This is a genomic window from Sphingomonas sp. PAMC 26621 (genome assembly GCF_000251145.1).
GTDB lineage: Bacteria > Pseudomonadota > Alphaproteobacteria > Sphingomonadales > Sphingomonadaceae > Sphingomonas.
Genome location: NZ_AIDW01000019.1, coordinates 128,401 through 142,488 on the forward strand (window position 1 = coordinate 128,401; position 14,088 = coordinate 142,488).

The 14,088-nt window shown below is 66.5% G+C and carries 12 protein-coding genes and 1 tRNA gene; 6 read left to right on the forward strand and 7 right to left on the reverse strand.

Annotated elements, in window-relative coordinates; all coding sequences use genetic code 11:
* Positions 1-27: 27 nt before the first annotated feature.
* Both fghA and RI03_RS10530 read right to left on the reverse strand, forming a co-directional pair.
* Positions 28-888, reverse strand: a complete 861-nt coding sequence (fghA, locus tag RI03_RS10525; RefSeq protein WP_010217244.1) for an S-formylglutathione hydrolase — start codon at positions 886-888, stop codon at positions 28-30.
* The gene (locus tag RI03_RS10530) at positions 888-1,997 is read right to left on the reverse strand and encodes an S-(hydroxymethyl)glutathione dehydrogenase/class III alcohol dehydrogenase (RefSeq protein WP_010217246.1); all 1,110 of its coding nucleotides are present in this window, start codon (positions 1,995-1,997) and stop codon (positions 888-890) included. Before RI03_RS10530 ends, fghA begins: the two co-directional genes overlap by 1 nt.
* Before the next feature lie 465 nt (positions 1,998-2,462).
* On the opposite strand from RI03_RS10530, the gene RI03_RS10535 reads away from it, so the two are divergent.
* Positions 2,463-4,217, forward strand: a complete 1,755-nt coding sequence (locus RI03_RS10535; RefSeq protein WP_010217247.1) for an ABC transporter permease — start codon at positions 2,463-2,465, stop codon at positions 4,215-4,217.
* A gap of 34 nt (positions 4,218-4,251) precedes the next feature.
* Entirely contained in the window at positions 4,252-5,571 is a 1,320-nt protein-coding gene (locus RI03_RS10540) for an ABC transporter ATP-binding protein (protein ID WP_010217248.1), read from the forward strand.
* Positions 5,572-5,581: 10 nt separating this feature from the next.
* Here the strand turns inward: RI03_RS10540 and RI03_RS10545 are convergent, their stop codons facing one another.
* From RI03_RS10545 to RI03_RS10565, 5 genes are all read right to left on the reverse strand, one after another.
* Positions 5,582-6,805 carry a glycosyltransferase family 4 protein gene (locus RI03_RS10545; protein WP_010217250.1) on the reverse strand — a complete coding sequence of 408 codons (1,224 nt, stop codon included), beginning with the start codon at positions 6,803-6,805 and terminating at the stop codon, positions 5,582-5,584.
* Complete coding sequence (locus RI03_RS10550; protein ID WP_010217252.1) at positions 6,802-7,848, reverse strand: Gfo/Idh/MocA family protein; 1,047 nt, start codon at positions 7,846-7,848, stop codon at positions 6,802-6,804. The genes RI03_RS10545 and RI03_RS10550 overlap by 4 nt, the downstream gene beginning before the upstream one ends.
* Before the next feature lie 3 nt (positions 7,849-7,851).
* Positions 7,852-8,991, reverse strand: a complete 1,140-nt coding sequence (locus tag RI03_RS10555; protein WP_010217253.1) for a Gfo/Idh/MocA family protein — start codon at positions 8,989-8,991, stop codon at positions 7,852-7,854.
* A gap of 147 nt (positions 8,992-9,138) precedes the next feature.
* Positions 9,139-9,214, reverse strand: a tRNA-Ala gene (locus tag RI03_RS10560).
* 157 nt (positions 9,215-9,371) lie between these two features.
* Positions 9,372-9,689, reverse strand: coding sequence for a TIGR02300 family protein (locus RI03_RS10565; RefSeq protein WP_010217256.1), 318 nt, complete (start codon positions 9,687-9,689; stop codon positions 9,372-9,374).
* Positions 9,690-9,797: 108 nt separating this feature from the next.
* Here RI03_RS10565 and aroA point away from each other — a divergent pair, with 108 nt between their 5' ends.
* The 4 genes from aroA to rpsA all read left to right on the forward strand — a co-directional run bounded on the left by aroA (position 9,798) and on the right by rpsA (position 13,979).
* The gene (aroA, locus tag RI03_RS10570; RefSeq protein WP_010217257.1) at positions 9,798-11,135 is read left to right on the forward strand and encodes a 3-phosphoshikimate 1-carboxyvinyltransferase; all 1,338 of its coding nucleotides are present in this window, start codon (positions 9,798-9,800) and stop codon (positions 11,133-11,135) included.
* A complete protein-coding gene (locus RI03_RS10575) occupies positions 11,132-11,389 on the forward strand; it encodes a CBU_0592 family membrane protein (protein ID WP_010164036.1) in 258 nt (85 codons plus the stop codon). The genes aroA and RI03_RS10575 overlap by 4 nt, the downstream gene beginning before the upstream one ends.
* Entirely contained in the window at positions 11,386-12,006 is a 621-nt protein-coding gene (gene cmk / locus RI03_RS10580) for a (d)CMP kinase (protein WP_010217259.1), read from the forward strand. The genes RI03_RS10575 and cmk overlap by 4 nt, the downstream gene beginning before the upstream one ends.
* 245 nt (positions 12,007-12,251) lie before the next feature.
* Positions 12,252-13,979, forward strand: coding sequence for a 30S ribosomal protein S1 (gene rpsA, locus RI03_RS10585; protein WP_010164039.1), 1,728 nt, complete (start codon positions 12,252-12,254; stop codon positions 13,977-13,979).
* The last annotated feature ends 109 nt before the right edge of the window (positions 13,980-14,088 follow it).

The window sequence follows — 14,088 nt, forward strand, 5'->3', positions numbered from 1 at the left end:
TATCGCGCGGATATCTTGGACTCCCGCCTACGCGAGAGAACCAGAGCGCAGCCGCTCCGCATGCCAGGCGACATGATCAGCCATGAAGGTCGAGATAAAATAATAGCTGTGGTCATACCCCGGCTGCATCCGCAGCGTCAGGTCGATCCCCGCCCCATCGCACGCAGCCTGCAACAATTCCGGACGAAGCTGTTCCGCCAGGAAATTGTCCGCCTCCCCCTGATCGACGAGCAGCGCTGGCACCCGCGCACCATCTTCGATCAAAGCGACCGCATCGTGCCGCCGCCACGCAGCCCGGTCATCCCCGAGATACCCGCCGAGCGCCTTTTGCCCCCATGGCGCCTGCGACGGCGCGACGATCGGCGCGAACGCCGACACGCCCGCAAAACGATCCGGGAAGGTCAGCCCGATCGTCAGCGCGCCGTGGCCGCCCATCGAATGCCCCATGATCCCCTGACGCGTCATGTCCACCGCGAACGTCTCGCCGATCAGCGCCGGGAGTTCCTCGGTGACGTAGCTCCACATCCGGTAATGCTCGGCAAACGGTGCCTCGGTCGCATCGACGTAAAAGCCAGCGCCCAGCCCGAAGTCATACGCCCCGTCGGCATCGTCCGGCACACCCTCGCCACGCGGGCTGGTATCAGGCGCGACCAGAATGACGCGGTGCGCCGCGCAAGCCGCGCGGAATTCGCCCTTTTCGGTCACGTTCGCCTGCGTGCAAGTCAGCCCCGAGAGGAACCACAGCACCGGCAGCGTCTCGTCCTCGGCATGGTCGGGGACGAACACCGAGAAGGTCATCTCTGTCCCCGTCGCGGTCGAGGCGTGGCTGTAGACGCCCTGCACCCCGCCATGCGCCTTGACCGCGGAAACGGTCTTCAGCGTCGCCATCAGAACAGCACCACGCTGCGGATGCTTTCGCCCGAATGCATCAGGTCGAAGCCCTTGTTGATCTCGTCGAGCGTCAGGACGTGGGTGATCATCGGGTCGATCTCGATCATCCCGTTCATGTACCAGTCGACGATCTTCGGAACGTCGGTTCGCCCCTTCGCTCCGCCGAACGCGGTGCCGCGCCAGTTGCGCCCGGTGACGAGCTGGAACGGCCGCGTGCTGATTTCCTTGCCCGCTTCCGCCACGCCGATGACGATCGATGTGCCCCACCCGCGATGGCATGCCTCCAACGCCTGGCGCATCACGGTCGTGTTGCCGGTGCAATCGAACGTATAATCCGCACCGCCATCGGTCAGTGCGACCAGATGCGCGACGAGATCGCCGCTGACGTCCTTCGGGTTGACGAAGTCGGTCATGCCGAAGCGACGGCCCCATTCCTCGCGATCCGGGTTGATGTCGACGCCGACGATCTTCGCCGCGCCCGCGAGCCGTGCGCCCTGAAGCACGTTGAGCCCGATCCCGCCGAGCCCGAACACGATCACCGTATCGCCGACCTCGACCTTGGCGGTGTTGACCACCGCGCCGACGCCCGTCGTCACGCCGCAGCCGATGTAGCAGCTCGTCTTGAACGGCGCGTCCTCGCGGATCTTCGCGACCGCGATTTCGGGGAGGACGGTGAAGTTCGAGAAGGTCGAGCAGCCCATGTAATGGAAGATCGGCTGGCCCTTGTACGAGAACCGCGTCGTACCGTCGGGCATCAGCCCCTTCCCCTGCGTCGCGCGGATCGCGGTGCACAGGTTGGTCTTGCCGCTGAGGCACGACTTACACTGGCGGCATTCCGGTGTGTAGAGCGGGATGACATGGTCGCCCGGCTTGACCGAGGTGACACCCGGCCCGACTTCGCGGACGATGCCAGCGCCTTCGTGGCCGAGCACGCTCGGGAACAGGCCCTCGCTGTCGAGTCCGTCGAGCGTATAGGCATCGGTATGGCAGATGCCGGTCGCCATGATCTCGACCAGCACTTCGCCCGCCTTGGGCCCTTCCAGGTCGAGCTCGACGATCTCGAGCGGCTTCTTGGCTTCGAAGGCTACGGCGGCGCGGGTCTTCATGGCATACTCCGGTGTCTTGGCGTGCCGCTTATAGGGGAGCGGGGCGTGCCATAAAGCGCGGAGTTGGGCTGGGGTTGCAACCTTCCTTTGCTGCGCTTCCCGATCTGCCTTTCTATCCCCTTCCCCGGCGAAGGCCGGGGCCCAGGAGCGGGCCATCGGCACTTCACGTGCTGCGCTTAGTTACAGCGACCTCCACTCCTGGGCCCCGGCCTCCGCCGGGGAAGCAGAAACAGAAACAGAAGCGCAAGCAGGCAACCCAAGCCTTCAATCATTTGACAACCCTCCGCCCCCGTCCCTATCGGCGCAGACCGGCCGAAGGGCCGAAGATCGGGACTCGAAACAGCAAATGCCAAGCGACAGTAGTCGAATGTACGCGCCGTCGAAGGCGTTCGGCCGAGCCTGATCCGATCAGTCTCGCCCCGGGCGTCGTCGACGGCGTCCGAACGAGGTGAGACCATGCGTGAAATGCCCCAGATTGCCCGGGCCAACACCGCCTGGATCGGCCGTCCCTTCTCGCGCTACTGGCGCGCGACGACGCCGAGCTGGGCCGATGCGATTGCGTTCCTGTTGCTGGCAGCCCTTGCGGTGCTCGTCGCCAAGGGCGCGGCGGGGGTCGCGCAGCCGCTGTCCGAGCTCAACATCGATCCCGTCGCGCTCGATCCGTGGAACCTGCCCGGCTATGCGCTGCGTACCACGCTGCGCATGTTCGCCGCACTCGGCGCGTCGCTCGCCTTCACCTTCGTCGTCGCAACGCTTGCCGCCAAGAGCAAGCGCGCCGAGATGATCATCGTCCCCGCGCTCGACATCCTCCAATCGGTGCCGATCCTCGGCTTCCTGACCTTCACCGTCACCTTCTTCATGGGGCTGTTCCCGGGGCAGCAGCTCGGCGTCGAACTCGCGGCGATCTTCGCGATCTTCACCAGTCAGGCGTGGAACATGGCGTTCAGCTTCTACCAGTCGCTGCGCTCGGTCCCGAGCGATCTGGCGGAGGTGTCGCAAGGCTTCGCGCTGTCGCCGTGGCGCAGGTTCCTGCGGCTCGAGCTGCCCTTCGCGACCCCGTCGCTGGTGTGGAACGCGATGATGTCGATGTCGGGCGGCTGGTTCTTCGTCGTCGCGTCGGAAGCGATCAGCGTCGGCAATACGCGGATCATGCTGCCGGGGATCGGATCGTGGCTCGCGCTCGCGATCGACCGGCAGGATTTCCGCGCGGTCGGCTGGGCCGTCGGCGCGATGGCGGTGGTGATCCTGCTGTACGACCAGCTCGTCTTCCGCCCGGTCGTTGCCTGGGCGGACCGCTTCCGCTTCGAACAGACCGCGTCGCAGGATGCGCCGGGGAGCTGGGCGTATGACGTCTTCCGCAAGGCGCGGCTGCTGCCGGTGCTGTTCGCGCCGCTGACGGGGCTGGTGCGGCTGCTGAGCGCGCTCGACCGTGCGCCGACGCGGGCACAGCGCAGCGTTCGCACCACCCCGCGCAGTCCGGTCGGGCAAGCGGTGTGGATCGCGGTCGTCGCGGTCACGCTCGCCGCCGCTGCCTGGCTCGTGCTCGGCTATGTCGCGCGGCACCTCGCGTGGCAGGATGCGTTCACGGCGTTCGGGCTGGGGATGATTACCATGGCGCGCGTCCTCGTACTGATCGCGCTGGCGAGCCTGGTGTGGGTGCCGATCGGCGTGTGGATCGGCCTGCGCCCGCGCTGGGCCGAGCGGCTCCAGCCGGTCGCGCAATTCCTCGCCGCCTTCCCCGCCAACGTGCTGTTCCCCTTCGCGGTGATCGCGATCGTCCACTGGCATCTCGACGTCGACGTCTGGCTGTCGCCGCTGATGGTGCTCGGCACGCAGTGGTACATCTTATTCAACGTCATTGCGGGCGCGAGCGCGATCCCCAACGATCTGCGCGAGGCGGCGGGGATGTTCGGCGTGCGGCGCTGGCAATGGTGGCGGCAGCTCGGCATCCCCGGGATCTTCCCGTATTATGTCACCGGCGCGCTGACCGCCTCGGGCGGATCGTGGAACGCGAGCATCGTCGCGGAGGCGGTGTCCTGGGGGAGCGAACGGCTCGAGGCGCACGGTCTTGGCAGTTACATCGCCAAGGCGACCACCGCAGGCGATTTCCCGCGCGTGACGCTCGGCATCGCGGTGATGTCGGTCTTCGTGATCGGCTTCAACCGACTGCTGTGGCGCCCGCTCTACGCTTATGCCGACCGCCGTCTGCGCCTCGCCTGAGCCTGTTTCCCGAGTCCTCAAGGAGCCGATCACCATGGCCACCCTCGCCTCGCTTGCCCCCGCCCGCCCGCTCGTCGAAATCGAGCATCTGACGCACCGCTACGGCAAGGGCGGGACGAGCGGCGCGCTGCTCGTGCTCGACGATGTCGCGCTGACGCTGGTAGAGAATGAAGTCGTCGGGCTGCTCGGTCGGTCGGGCTCGGGCAAATCGACGCTGCTGCGCTCGATCGCAGGGCTGATCCAGCCCGACGAGGGGAGCATCGCCTTCGTCCCCGACGAAGCGGGCGAAGCCCCGAGCGTCAGCATGGTGTTCCAGACCTTCGCGCTGTTCCCGTGGCTGACGGTGCTCCAGAACGTCGAACTCGGCCTAGAGGCGCAACGCGTGCCCGCGGAGGAACGCCGCACCCGCGCGCTCGCCGCTATCGATCTGATCGGCCTCGACGGGTTCGAGAACGCCTACCCCAAGGAATTGTCCGGCGGGATGCGACAGCGCGTCGGCCTCGCGCGCGCGATCGTCGTCAATCCGTCGCTGTTGCTGATGGACGAGCCCTTCTCCGCGCTCGACGTGCTGACCGCGGAGACGCTGCGCACCGACCTGCTCGACCTGTGGGCGGAGGGGCGGATGCCGATCAAGGCGATCCTGATCGTCACCCACAATATCGAGGAAGCGGTGCTGATGTGCGACCGTATCCTCGTCTTCTCGTCCAACCCCGGCCGCGTCGCCGCCGAGATCACGGTCGACCTGCCGCAACCCCGTGACCGGCTCGACCCGGCGTTCCGTGCGCTGGTCGACGACATTTACGCGCGCATGACCGCGCGGCCCGCGCCCGAGCCAGCGCATGACGGCGTTTTCCCCGGCTCCGGGATCCAGATGGTCCTGCCCCGCGTGTCGACCAACGCGCTCGCCGGGCTGATGGAGGAAGTCGACGCCGCGCCGTTCGATGGCCGCGCGGCGCTGCCCGATCTCGCGGACCAGCTCCAGCTCGAGATCGACGAGCTGTTCCCGATGGCGGAAACCCTGCAATTGCTGCGCTTCGCCGATCTGCAGGGCGCGGACATTCAGCTTACCCCCGCCGCGCGCCGCTATGTCGAGGCGGACGTCGACGACCGCAAGGCGATGTTCGCCCGCGCGTTGCTCGCGCACGTGCCGCTCGCGCAGCACATCCGCCGTATCCTCGACGAACGCGCGGGGCATGTCGCACCCGCACGGCGGTTCCGCGATGAACTGGAGGATCACATGTCCCCCGACTATGCCGACGAGACGCTCCGCACGGTGACGCACTGGGGCCGCTATGCCGAGGTCTTCGCCTATGACGAGGATGACGATCGCTTCTCGCTGGAAGACGCGGTGTAAGCGGCGCGCTTCAGGTGGTCGGGGCGGCGGGCGTGGGCAATTGCGCCACTGCCTGGAAATTCTGCTGCAATGCCTGCGCGGACTTGGTCGCATCGTGCCGCGCCTCGATCCGTCGACGACCTTCCGCGCCCAGCGCCATCAGCGCCTCGGGCGAGGACCGCAGCGCCGATCGAAGCGCGTCGGCAATCGCTTCGACCGACCCCGACGGGTAGATCCAGCCGCATCCGCCGTCGACCAGTTCGGGGATTCCCGCGATCGACGTCGTCAGCACCGGGCGCCCGAGCGCGAGCGACTCCATCAACACGATCGGCAGCCCCTCGGCGTAGCTCGGCAGCAACAGCGCCGAGGACCGCGCGATCGCGCTGCGCACGCCAGCAGCATCCGCCCAGCCGAGAATGCGGACATGGTCCTGCACGTCGTGCCGCGCGATCTCGGCTTCGATCTTCGGACGATCTTCGCCGTCGCCGATCAGGTCGACCATGACGTGGGGGAATTCCGCGCGGACCAGCGCGACTGCGGCGGGGATCAGCGTCTGCGCCTTGTTCGGGCAGAGCCGCCCGACGCACACGAAGCGCCCGGCCTCGCCGGGTTCGCGTAACGGCGTGAATAGGGTCAGATCGATGCCGCACGGGATGATCTCGACCTTGTCGGCATCCCGAGCCGCTTCTTCCAGGATACGGCCACGGCAGTAGCGCGTGATCGCGACCGTAAAGGCGGAGTCCGCAACCTTCCGGCCAAGCGCGTTCTGTTTTGGCTCGACCAGTTCGTCGGGGCCGTGGACGGTGAAGCTATACGTCGGCCCGCCGAGATGCCGCGCGAGCAGCGCGACCGTCGTGGCATTGGTCGAGAAATGGGTGTGGACATGGTCGATGCCGATCGCGCGGGCGCGCCGCCGCAGGTAGATCGCCTGCAGCAAGTAATTGACGTTCTTCGCCAGCCCGCCGCTCGACTGCCCAAGCACGTGGCGGAACACAGGCAGCGTTCGCATCAGCCCCGGAAGATTGACCAGCGGCTCGAGCAGTGCCGCGCCGATGAGCCGAGCAACGTTCCCGGTCAGCAGATATTCGGTCCGATGTTGTTCCGCGATATCACCCGGATCGAGCAACTGCCCTTCCCAATGCCGCACCGCGAATCGCTTCACCGGCTGGCCGAGCGCCTCGAGCTGTTCGATCTCGCCTCGGATGAACGTCGTGCTCGTCATCGGATAGGAATTGAGCAGATAGGCAAGCTTCATCGACGATCGTCCCGGGCCGCGTCCAATACCCGCATCACGTCCAGCGACAGCTGCAACGGCAGGACCTGGCTCTCCTGTGCACGGGCGCGGTAAAGATCCCGGAAATGCTCGAGTTCGGGGACGTACGGGCTACGTCCGAACGGAACGAAGCGGTTCTTCCGCAGTCGCGCCAGACTGGCGAGACGCCGCACCAGCGGACGCTCCTTGAGCGCGTTGTGAGTCCCGGCCGACGTCGCCGGGCGCTCCGGCAGTCCGGCGGTTTCCGCCATGACCTGCTCGGCCGACAGTAACGGCGCGGACACCGTCACCGCGCCGCGGTCGCCCGAGATCGTCATGCTGTTGCCAAGCAACGTCGTCAGCGACGCGGTAAGCTGGGACGTCGCGCCCCCGGCATGCGTCAGCAGCAGCGCCGTCTCGGTATCGATCCCGTCGGCATCGCGCGTGATCGTTGCGCGGCTATGCTCGATCGGTCCGAGCGCAAGCCGGGCGAGCGTGACCAGATAGATCGCGCGATCGAGCAGCACGCCGCCACCAGCTTCGGCATACAGGCCCGGATGGCTGGTCGTCGAGGCGGGATAGCCGAAACTGGCGGAGAGATGCCGTACCGTTCCAAGGCCACCCGACGCTGCCTGGTCGAGCGCTGCGCGAACGGCCGGCAGGAACGGCGTAGCGACCGCCTCCATGAACAGCTTCCCGGTCCGCCGGGCCGCCGCAACCACCCGCTCGGCCTCTTGCGCATCGACCGCGAACGGCTTCTCGCCGAGCACCGCCTTGCCCGCTTCGAGCGCGCGGATCGCGACATCGGCATGGTCCGCGGTGCTGTTGCCGATATAGACCATGTCCACCGCCGGATCTGCGAGCACGGCATCGAGCGTGCCGTACGCGGTTGCCACCCCCAGCGAATCCGCAACCATTCGCGCGCGTTCGGCGGTGCGCGAGCAGACCCCGACGACCTGCATCCCGGAAACATGCCCGATCGCCGCGATCATCGTATGCGCGATATAGCCCGTGCCGATCACCGCGACGCGAATATCCTGCGCCATCGCTTATTGCCCGGTTCGCTGGCCCGACCAGCGCGTCAGCGGCGGCTGGACGAAGCTGGTCGTCATGTGCTGCGCGCCGGTGTTCTCCCCCGCCGACTGGATCGCGAGCGAGACCTCGGTCAGGTGCAGCGCGAAGTCGCCCGCCTGCACCGCCTCGCGACCAGCTGCGATCGCATCGAGCATTTCGGCTGGCCCGAGCATGAAGTTCATCGCGGCGGCACCGCGCCGCTTGACCGAAGGATGCCGCGTGAACGCCGCCGGCGCGACCTTGCGCGCGACCGGGCTGTTGATCATCCGCCGCCGGATGACGTGCCGCGTGCGGATCCGCACCGGCGCGCGGTTGTTCCACGATTCGGTAACGCTCGCGACCCCGCGGTCACCGATCACGCGGATGCGGTGGTCATGCGGCGCGAGGATGCTGCACGTCAGCCGTGCAACCACGCCGCTTGTGAAGAACAGCGTAGCGGACGAATAATCCGGCGCGGTCGGCGCACTGGTCAGCGCCGAGACATCCGCCAGCCCCGCGGAAGCGGAAACGGTCGTCCGCACGGGCCCGAACATCGCCATCAGCCATGTCAGATAATAGCCGGCATGTTCGAGCGTGCAGCCGACGACCAGCTCGTCCTCGACCGGCCACGGCGTCCCCGATTCGCTCTTCCACTTGGTCAGCGGTGCCTGCGAGATGTAATCGTCGTCGAGCTCTGCATAGATCAGCTTGGGTACGCCGATCCGCCCCTGCTCGACCGCCATCCGCAACGTCTGCGCCGCCTCGCTCAGCAGGCTGCACGGGGCCGAGGCGATCTGCAGGCCGCGCTCCTTCGCCAGGTGATGGAGCGTGACGGCATCGGCGAAGTCCGTGCTGAGCGGCTTTTCGGAATAGACGTGCTTGCCTGCCTCGAGCGCCTGCCGACTGACCTCGAAATGCGCATGCGGGTTGGTCAGGTTGAGCACCAGCGTCGCCGCACTGGAAAGCGACGCGTCGAGGCTGTCGACTGCGGGGAGATGCCAATAGGCGCAGAACCGCTGCAGCCGCTCGGCGTCCTTGTCGTAACAGGCGACGACGGTGATGTCGGGAAAGGTGCGCAGCGAGGCCGCGTAGAGATCGGCGACGAAGCCGGTCCCGATGATCGCCACTGTGCGCATGGTATCCCAACTTCTATTAGCAATGGACCGGACGGCCGATGACCGCGGCGTCTACAGCAGCGATTCCGGCTTCGCAATGCGGTGCCGGGCGGGCTGGACAAGGTGTTTCGAAGATCGGTCGGGTCGTTGCAAGACCCGGAAATCGAATGGTGGAGCCGAGGGGGATCGAACCCCTGACCTTTCGCATGCCATGCGAACGCTCTCCCAGCTGAGCTACGGCCCCATCGATTTGCGCGGTCCTGGGCGGGTCCACGGCGGGAAGGCGTCGCCCCTACCGAGGCCCGACGCGGTTGGCAAGCGCGGAAAGACCGCTTGCCCGAAAATCGTTCAAATTTTTCGCCCCGGCCCGTGCGCATTCGCACACGGGCCGGGACATCGGATCAATGCTCGTCGTCGACGGCCGGCGCTTCCACGCCGAGGTCGTCGTCGCCACCCAGGTCGACTTCGTCGTCGGGCGAGGGCTCCTCGTCTTCACCGGTGTCGATATCCTCGTCGTCGCCGGCGAGATCATCGTCCTTCTTGACCTGCTCGGGCTTGGCCTGCTCGAACGGCAGCGGCTGCTTCGACTTCAGGATGGGCTCGGGCTCCCAATGCGCACCGCAATTGATGCACGTGACGGGATCGTCCTTGCCCAGATCATAGAAACGGGTGGCGCATTTCGGACACGTACGCTTCGTGCCCCATTCCGGCTGTATCATGGGCCGCTTGACCTTCTACAAAATTGAATTTGAGAGCTTGCAACGCGAACGTCGCAAAGTGGGGCGCGCCTTGCCATAGCGCAAGCGCACTGTCAAAGCGCAGGGCCGATGCAGCACTCCGCCCCCACCCCGCTCGAATTGGTTCCCTCCGGCCCGCTGGCGGGACGCGTCCGCGTTCCCGGCGACAAGTCGATCAGCCACCGCGCGCTGATGTTCTCCGCGCTCGCGGTCGGCACCAGCCGCGTCGAGGGGCTGCTCGAGGGCGAGGACGTGCTCGCCACTGCGGCTGCGCTGCGCGCGATGGGCGCGACGATCGAGCGCGGCGACGATGGCGTGTGGACGATCGACGGCGTCGGGGTCGGCGGCCTGCTGCAACCCGCGGGCGCGCTGGAGATGGGCAATAGCGGCACCTCGACGCGGCTGCTGATGGGGCTGGTCGCGAGCCACCCGATCACCGTGACGTTCACCGGCGACGCGTCGCTGTCCAAGCGCCCGATGGGACGGGTCATCACGCCCCTGTCCCAAATGGGTGCGGAATTCACCGCCAGCCCCGGCGGACGGTTGCCGCTGATGGTGCGGGGCATGTGCCCGGCGATCCCGATCACCTACACCCTCCCCGTCGCCTCCGCACAGGTCAAGTCGGCGGTGCTGCTCGCCGCGCTCAACACCCCCGGGATCACGCGCGTGATCGAACCCGTCGCGACGCGCGACCATAGCGAGCGAATGCTGCGCGGGTTCGGGGCCGACGTCACCGTCGAGCAAACGCCCGAAGGCAAGATCATCTCGCTCCGCGGCGAGGCCGAGCTCAAGCCCCAGCAGATCGTCGTTCCCGGCGATCCGTCGTCCGCCGCCTTCCTCGTCGTCGCCGCAACGCTGGTGCCGGGATCGGACATCGTGGTCGAGAACGTCGGTCTCAATCCGACTCGCGCCGGACTGTTCACCGCGCTGCGGATGATGGGCGCGAGCATCGAGGAATGCGACGCGCGCGACGTCGGCGGCGAACCGGTCGCCGACTTACGCGTCCGCTATGCCGCGCTGACGGGAATCGATGTACCCGCAGAACTCGCGCCGAGCATGATCGACGAATATCCCGTGCTGTTCGTCGCCGCCGCCTTCGCCTCGGGCACGACGATCGCACGCGGCGCGGAGGAACTTCGCGTCAAGGAATCGGACCGCATCGCCGCGATGGCCGCTGCGCTGGGCGCGATCGGCGCGCGGGTCGAAGAGGTCGAGGACGGCATGATCGTCCACGGCAGCGGCGGCGCGCCCCTCCCCGGTGGCGCGACGATCGCGACGCTGCTCGACCACCGGATCGCGATGAGCCTGGCGGTTGCCGCGCTCGCCTGCGACAAGCCCGTGACGCTCGACGACATATCGCCCGTCGCCACCAGCTACCCCGCGTTCTTTGCCCAGATCGCGCAACTTCAGGGTGCCAAAGACCAATGACTGCTTCGACCGCCGACCTGATCGGCTTCGTCGGCGCGCTGACGATCCTGACCGGCTATGCCTATCAGACGCTGCGCAACGCCGCGCCAGACCTGCTTTCGACCCTGCTCAACTTCGCGGGCGCGTCGCTGCTCGCGTTGTCGCTGACGGTGAATTACAACCTGCCCGCACTGGCGCTCGAACTCGCCTGGGCGGCGATCGCGGCGTTCGGGCTCGTGCGGATGATGGTCGCACGCCAGGGAGCCAGCGCATGATCATCGCCGTCGATGGACCCGCCGCCTCGGGCAAGGGCACGATCGCGCGTGCATTGGCACGGCATTTCGACCTGCCGTATCTCGACACCGGCCTGCTGTACCGCGCGGTGGCCGCCAATGTCGCCAGCCTCGAACTCGACCCCGCCATCGAGGCGGATGCCGTCGCCGCCTGCGATTTCGACGATTCGCTGCTCAACGACCCCATCCTGCGCAGCGACGAGATCGGGTCGCTCGCCTCGGTCGTCTCGGCGCACCCGCTGGTGCGCGCAGCCCTCTTCCACCGGCAGAAGCGCTTCGCCTATCAGGAGGGCGGCGCGGTGCTCGACGGGCGCGATATCGGCACGGTGATCGCGCCCGACGCGAACGCCAAGCTGTTCGTCCGCGCCACCCCCAACATCCGCGCGAAACGCCGCCACGCCGAGCTGCGCGAGCGCGGATCGACGTTGAGTCTCGACCGCGTTCTGGCGGACATTCGCGCGCGCGACCTGCGGGATTCGACCCGCACGACCGCGCCGCTCGTGCCCGCGCACGATGCTGCCCTCCTCGACACCAGTTTCCTCTCGATCGAGGCCTCGGTGCAGCGCGCGATCGCCATCGTCGAGGCGAGGACCGCCTAGGACCAGTCGTCTTGCCTGAAAGCGCGGTTTGCGCTATAGGCATCCGGTCCGGCGGGCGGTGCCCGCGGAGGTCGGCGCGACAGGCATGCCCTCTCGCGCCCTTTTCGCATTAAAGCGACTTGCCCACCTCCGCGCAATCCATAACGGCGGATGTCGCGTTCGGCATTCGGCCGTCGCGGCAATATTGGCCAAGACCGCCGGAGACAACCGGCTGGCCGGAACATGATTTAGGAACGCAACACTTTATGGCCACTCAGCCAAACCCGACCCGCGACGATTTCGCCGCCCTTCTCGAAATGACCCTCGGCGGTGCCGACAGTTTCGAAGGCCGCGTCGTCAAGGGCACCGTCACCGGAATTGAAAACGACCTCGCCGTCATCGACGTCGGCCTCAAGTCGGAAGGCCGCGTGCCGCTTCGCGAATTCGCGATGCCCGGCCAGAAGGCGGACCTCAAGGTCGGTGACGAAGTCGAAGTGTTCGTCGACCGCGTCGAGAACGTCCACGGCGAAGCGATGCTGTCGCGCGACCGCGCACGCCGCGAAGCTGCATGGGACACGCTCGAAACCGAATTCGCCAAGTCGGCTCGCGTCGAGGGCGTTATCTTCGGTCGCGTCAAGGGCGGCTTCACGGTCGACCTCAACGGCGCCGTGGCCTTCCTGCCGGGTTCGCAGGTCGACATCCGCCCCGTGCGCGACGTCACCCCGCTGATGGACATCCCGCAGCCGTTCCAGATCCTCAAGATGGACCGCAAGCGCGGCAACATCGTCGTGTCGCGTCGTGCGATCCTGGAAGAGACCCGCGCCGAGCAGCGTTCAGGCCTCATCCTGTCGCTCGCCGAGGGCCAGATCATTGACGGCGTCGTCAAGAACATCACCGATTACGGTGCGTTCGTTGACCTGGGCGGCATCGACGGCCTGCTGCACGTCACCGATCTGTCGTACAAGCGTGTCGGCCATCCGTCGGAAGTCCTCAACATCGGCGACACCGTCCGTGTTCAGATCATCCGTATCAACAAGGACACGCAGCGTATCTCGCTCGGCATGAAGCAGCTCGAGAGCGATCCGTGGGAGGGTGCAGCCGCCAAGTACCCGGTTGGTGCCAAGCTCACCGGCCGCGTCACGAACATCACCGAATATGGTGCGTTCGTCGAGCTGGAGCCGGGCATCGAAGGCCTCGTTCACGTGTCCGAAATGTCCTGGACCAAGAAGAACGTCCATCCGGGCAAGATCGTCTCGACCTCGCAGGAAGTCGACGTCGTGGTCATCGAGGTCGATCCCGACAAGCGTCGTATCTCGCTTGGTCTCAAGCAGGCGATCAACAACCCGTGGGAGGCCTTCGCTGAGGCGCATCCGATCGGTTCGACCGTTGAAGGCGAAGTCAAGAACGCGACCGAATTCGGTCTGTTCATCGGCCTCGACAATGACGTCGACGGCATGGTCCACATGTCGGACATCGCCTGGGGCGTGTCGGGCGAGGACGCGCTCAACCTGCATCGCAAGGGTGAGGTCGTCCAGGCGATCGTGCTCGACATCGATGCCGAGAAGGAGCGGATCTCGCTTGGCATGAAGCAGCTCGAGCGTGGTGCCCCGGCGGCAGGCACGGTTGCAGCAGGCGGCAATGCGTCGTCGGGCCTCAACAAGAACGCGATCGTCACCGTCACGGTGCTCGAAGTGCGCGATGCCGGTCTCGAAGTGCAGGTCGGTGACGACGGCGCGACGGGCTTCATCAAGCGGACCGATCTCGGCCGCGATCGTGACGAGCAGCGACCGGAGCGTTTCCAGGTCGCACAGAAGTTCGATGCGATGGTGACCGGCTTCGACCGTTCGAAGAAGCCGACCTTCTCGATCAAGGCGATGCAGATCTCCGAAGAGAAGCAGGCCGTGGCACAGTATGGCTCGTCCGACTCGGGCGCGTCGCTGGGCGACATCTTGGGCGCGGCGCTGAAGGCGCAGAACAGCGATACCAAGAAGTAAGACTATTGGGGGATCGTTCTAACGGACGATCCCCCTTAACTTTTGACGTCGTAATTTGCCTTTGTACGTTGGCCGAGTTGCGGTAAATCAAGACCGATGCGGCCTTTCT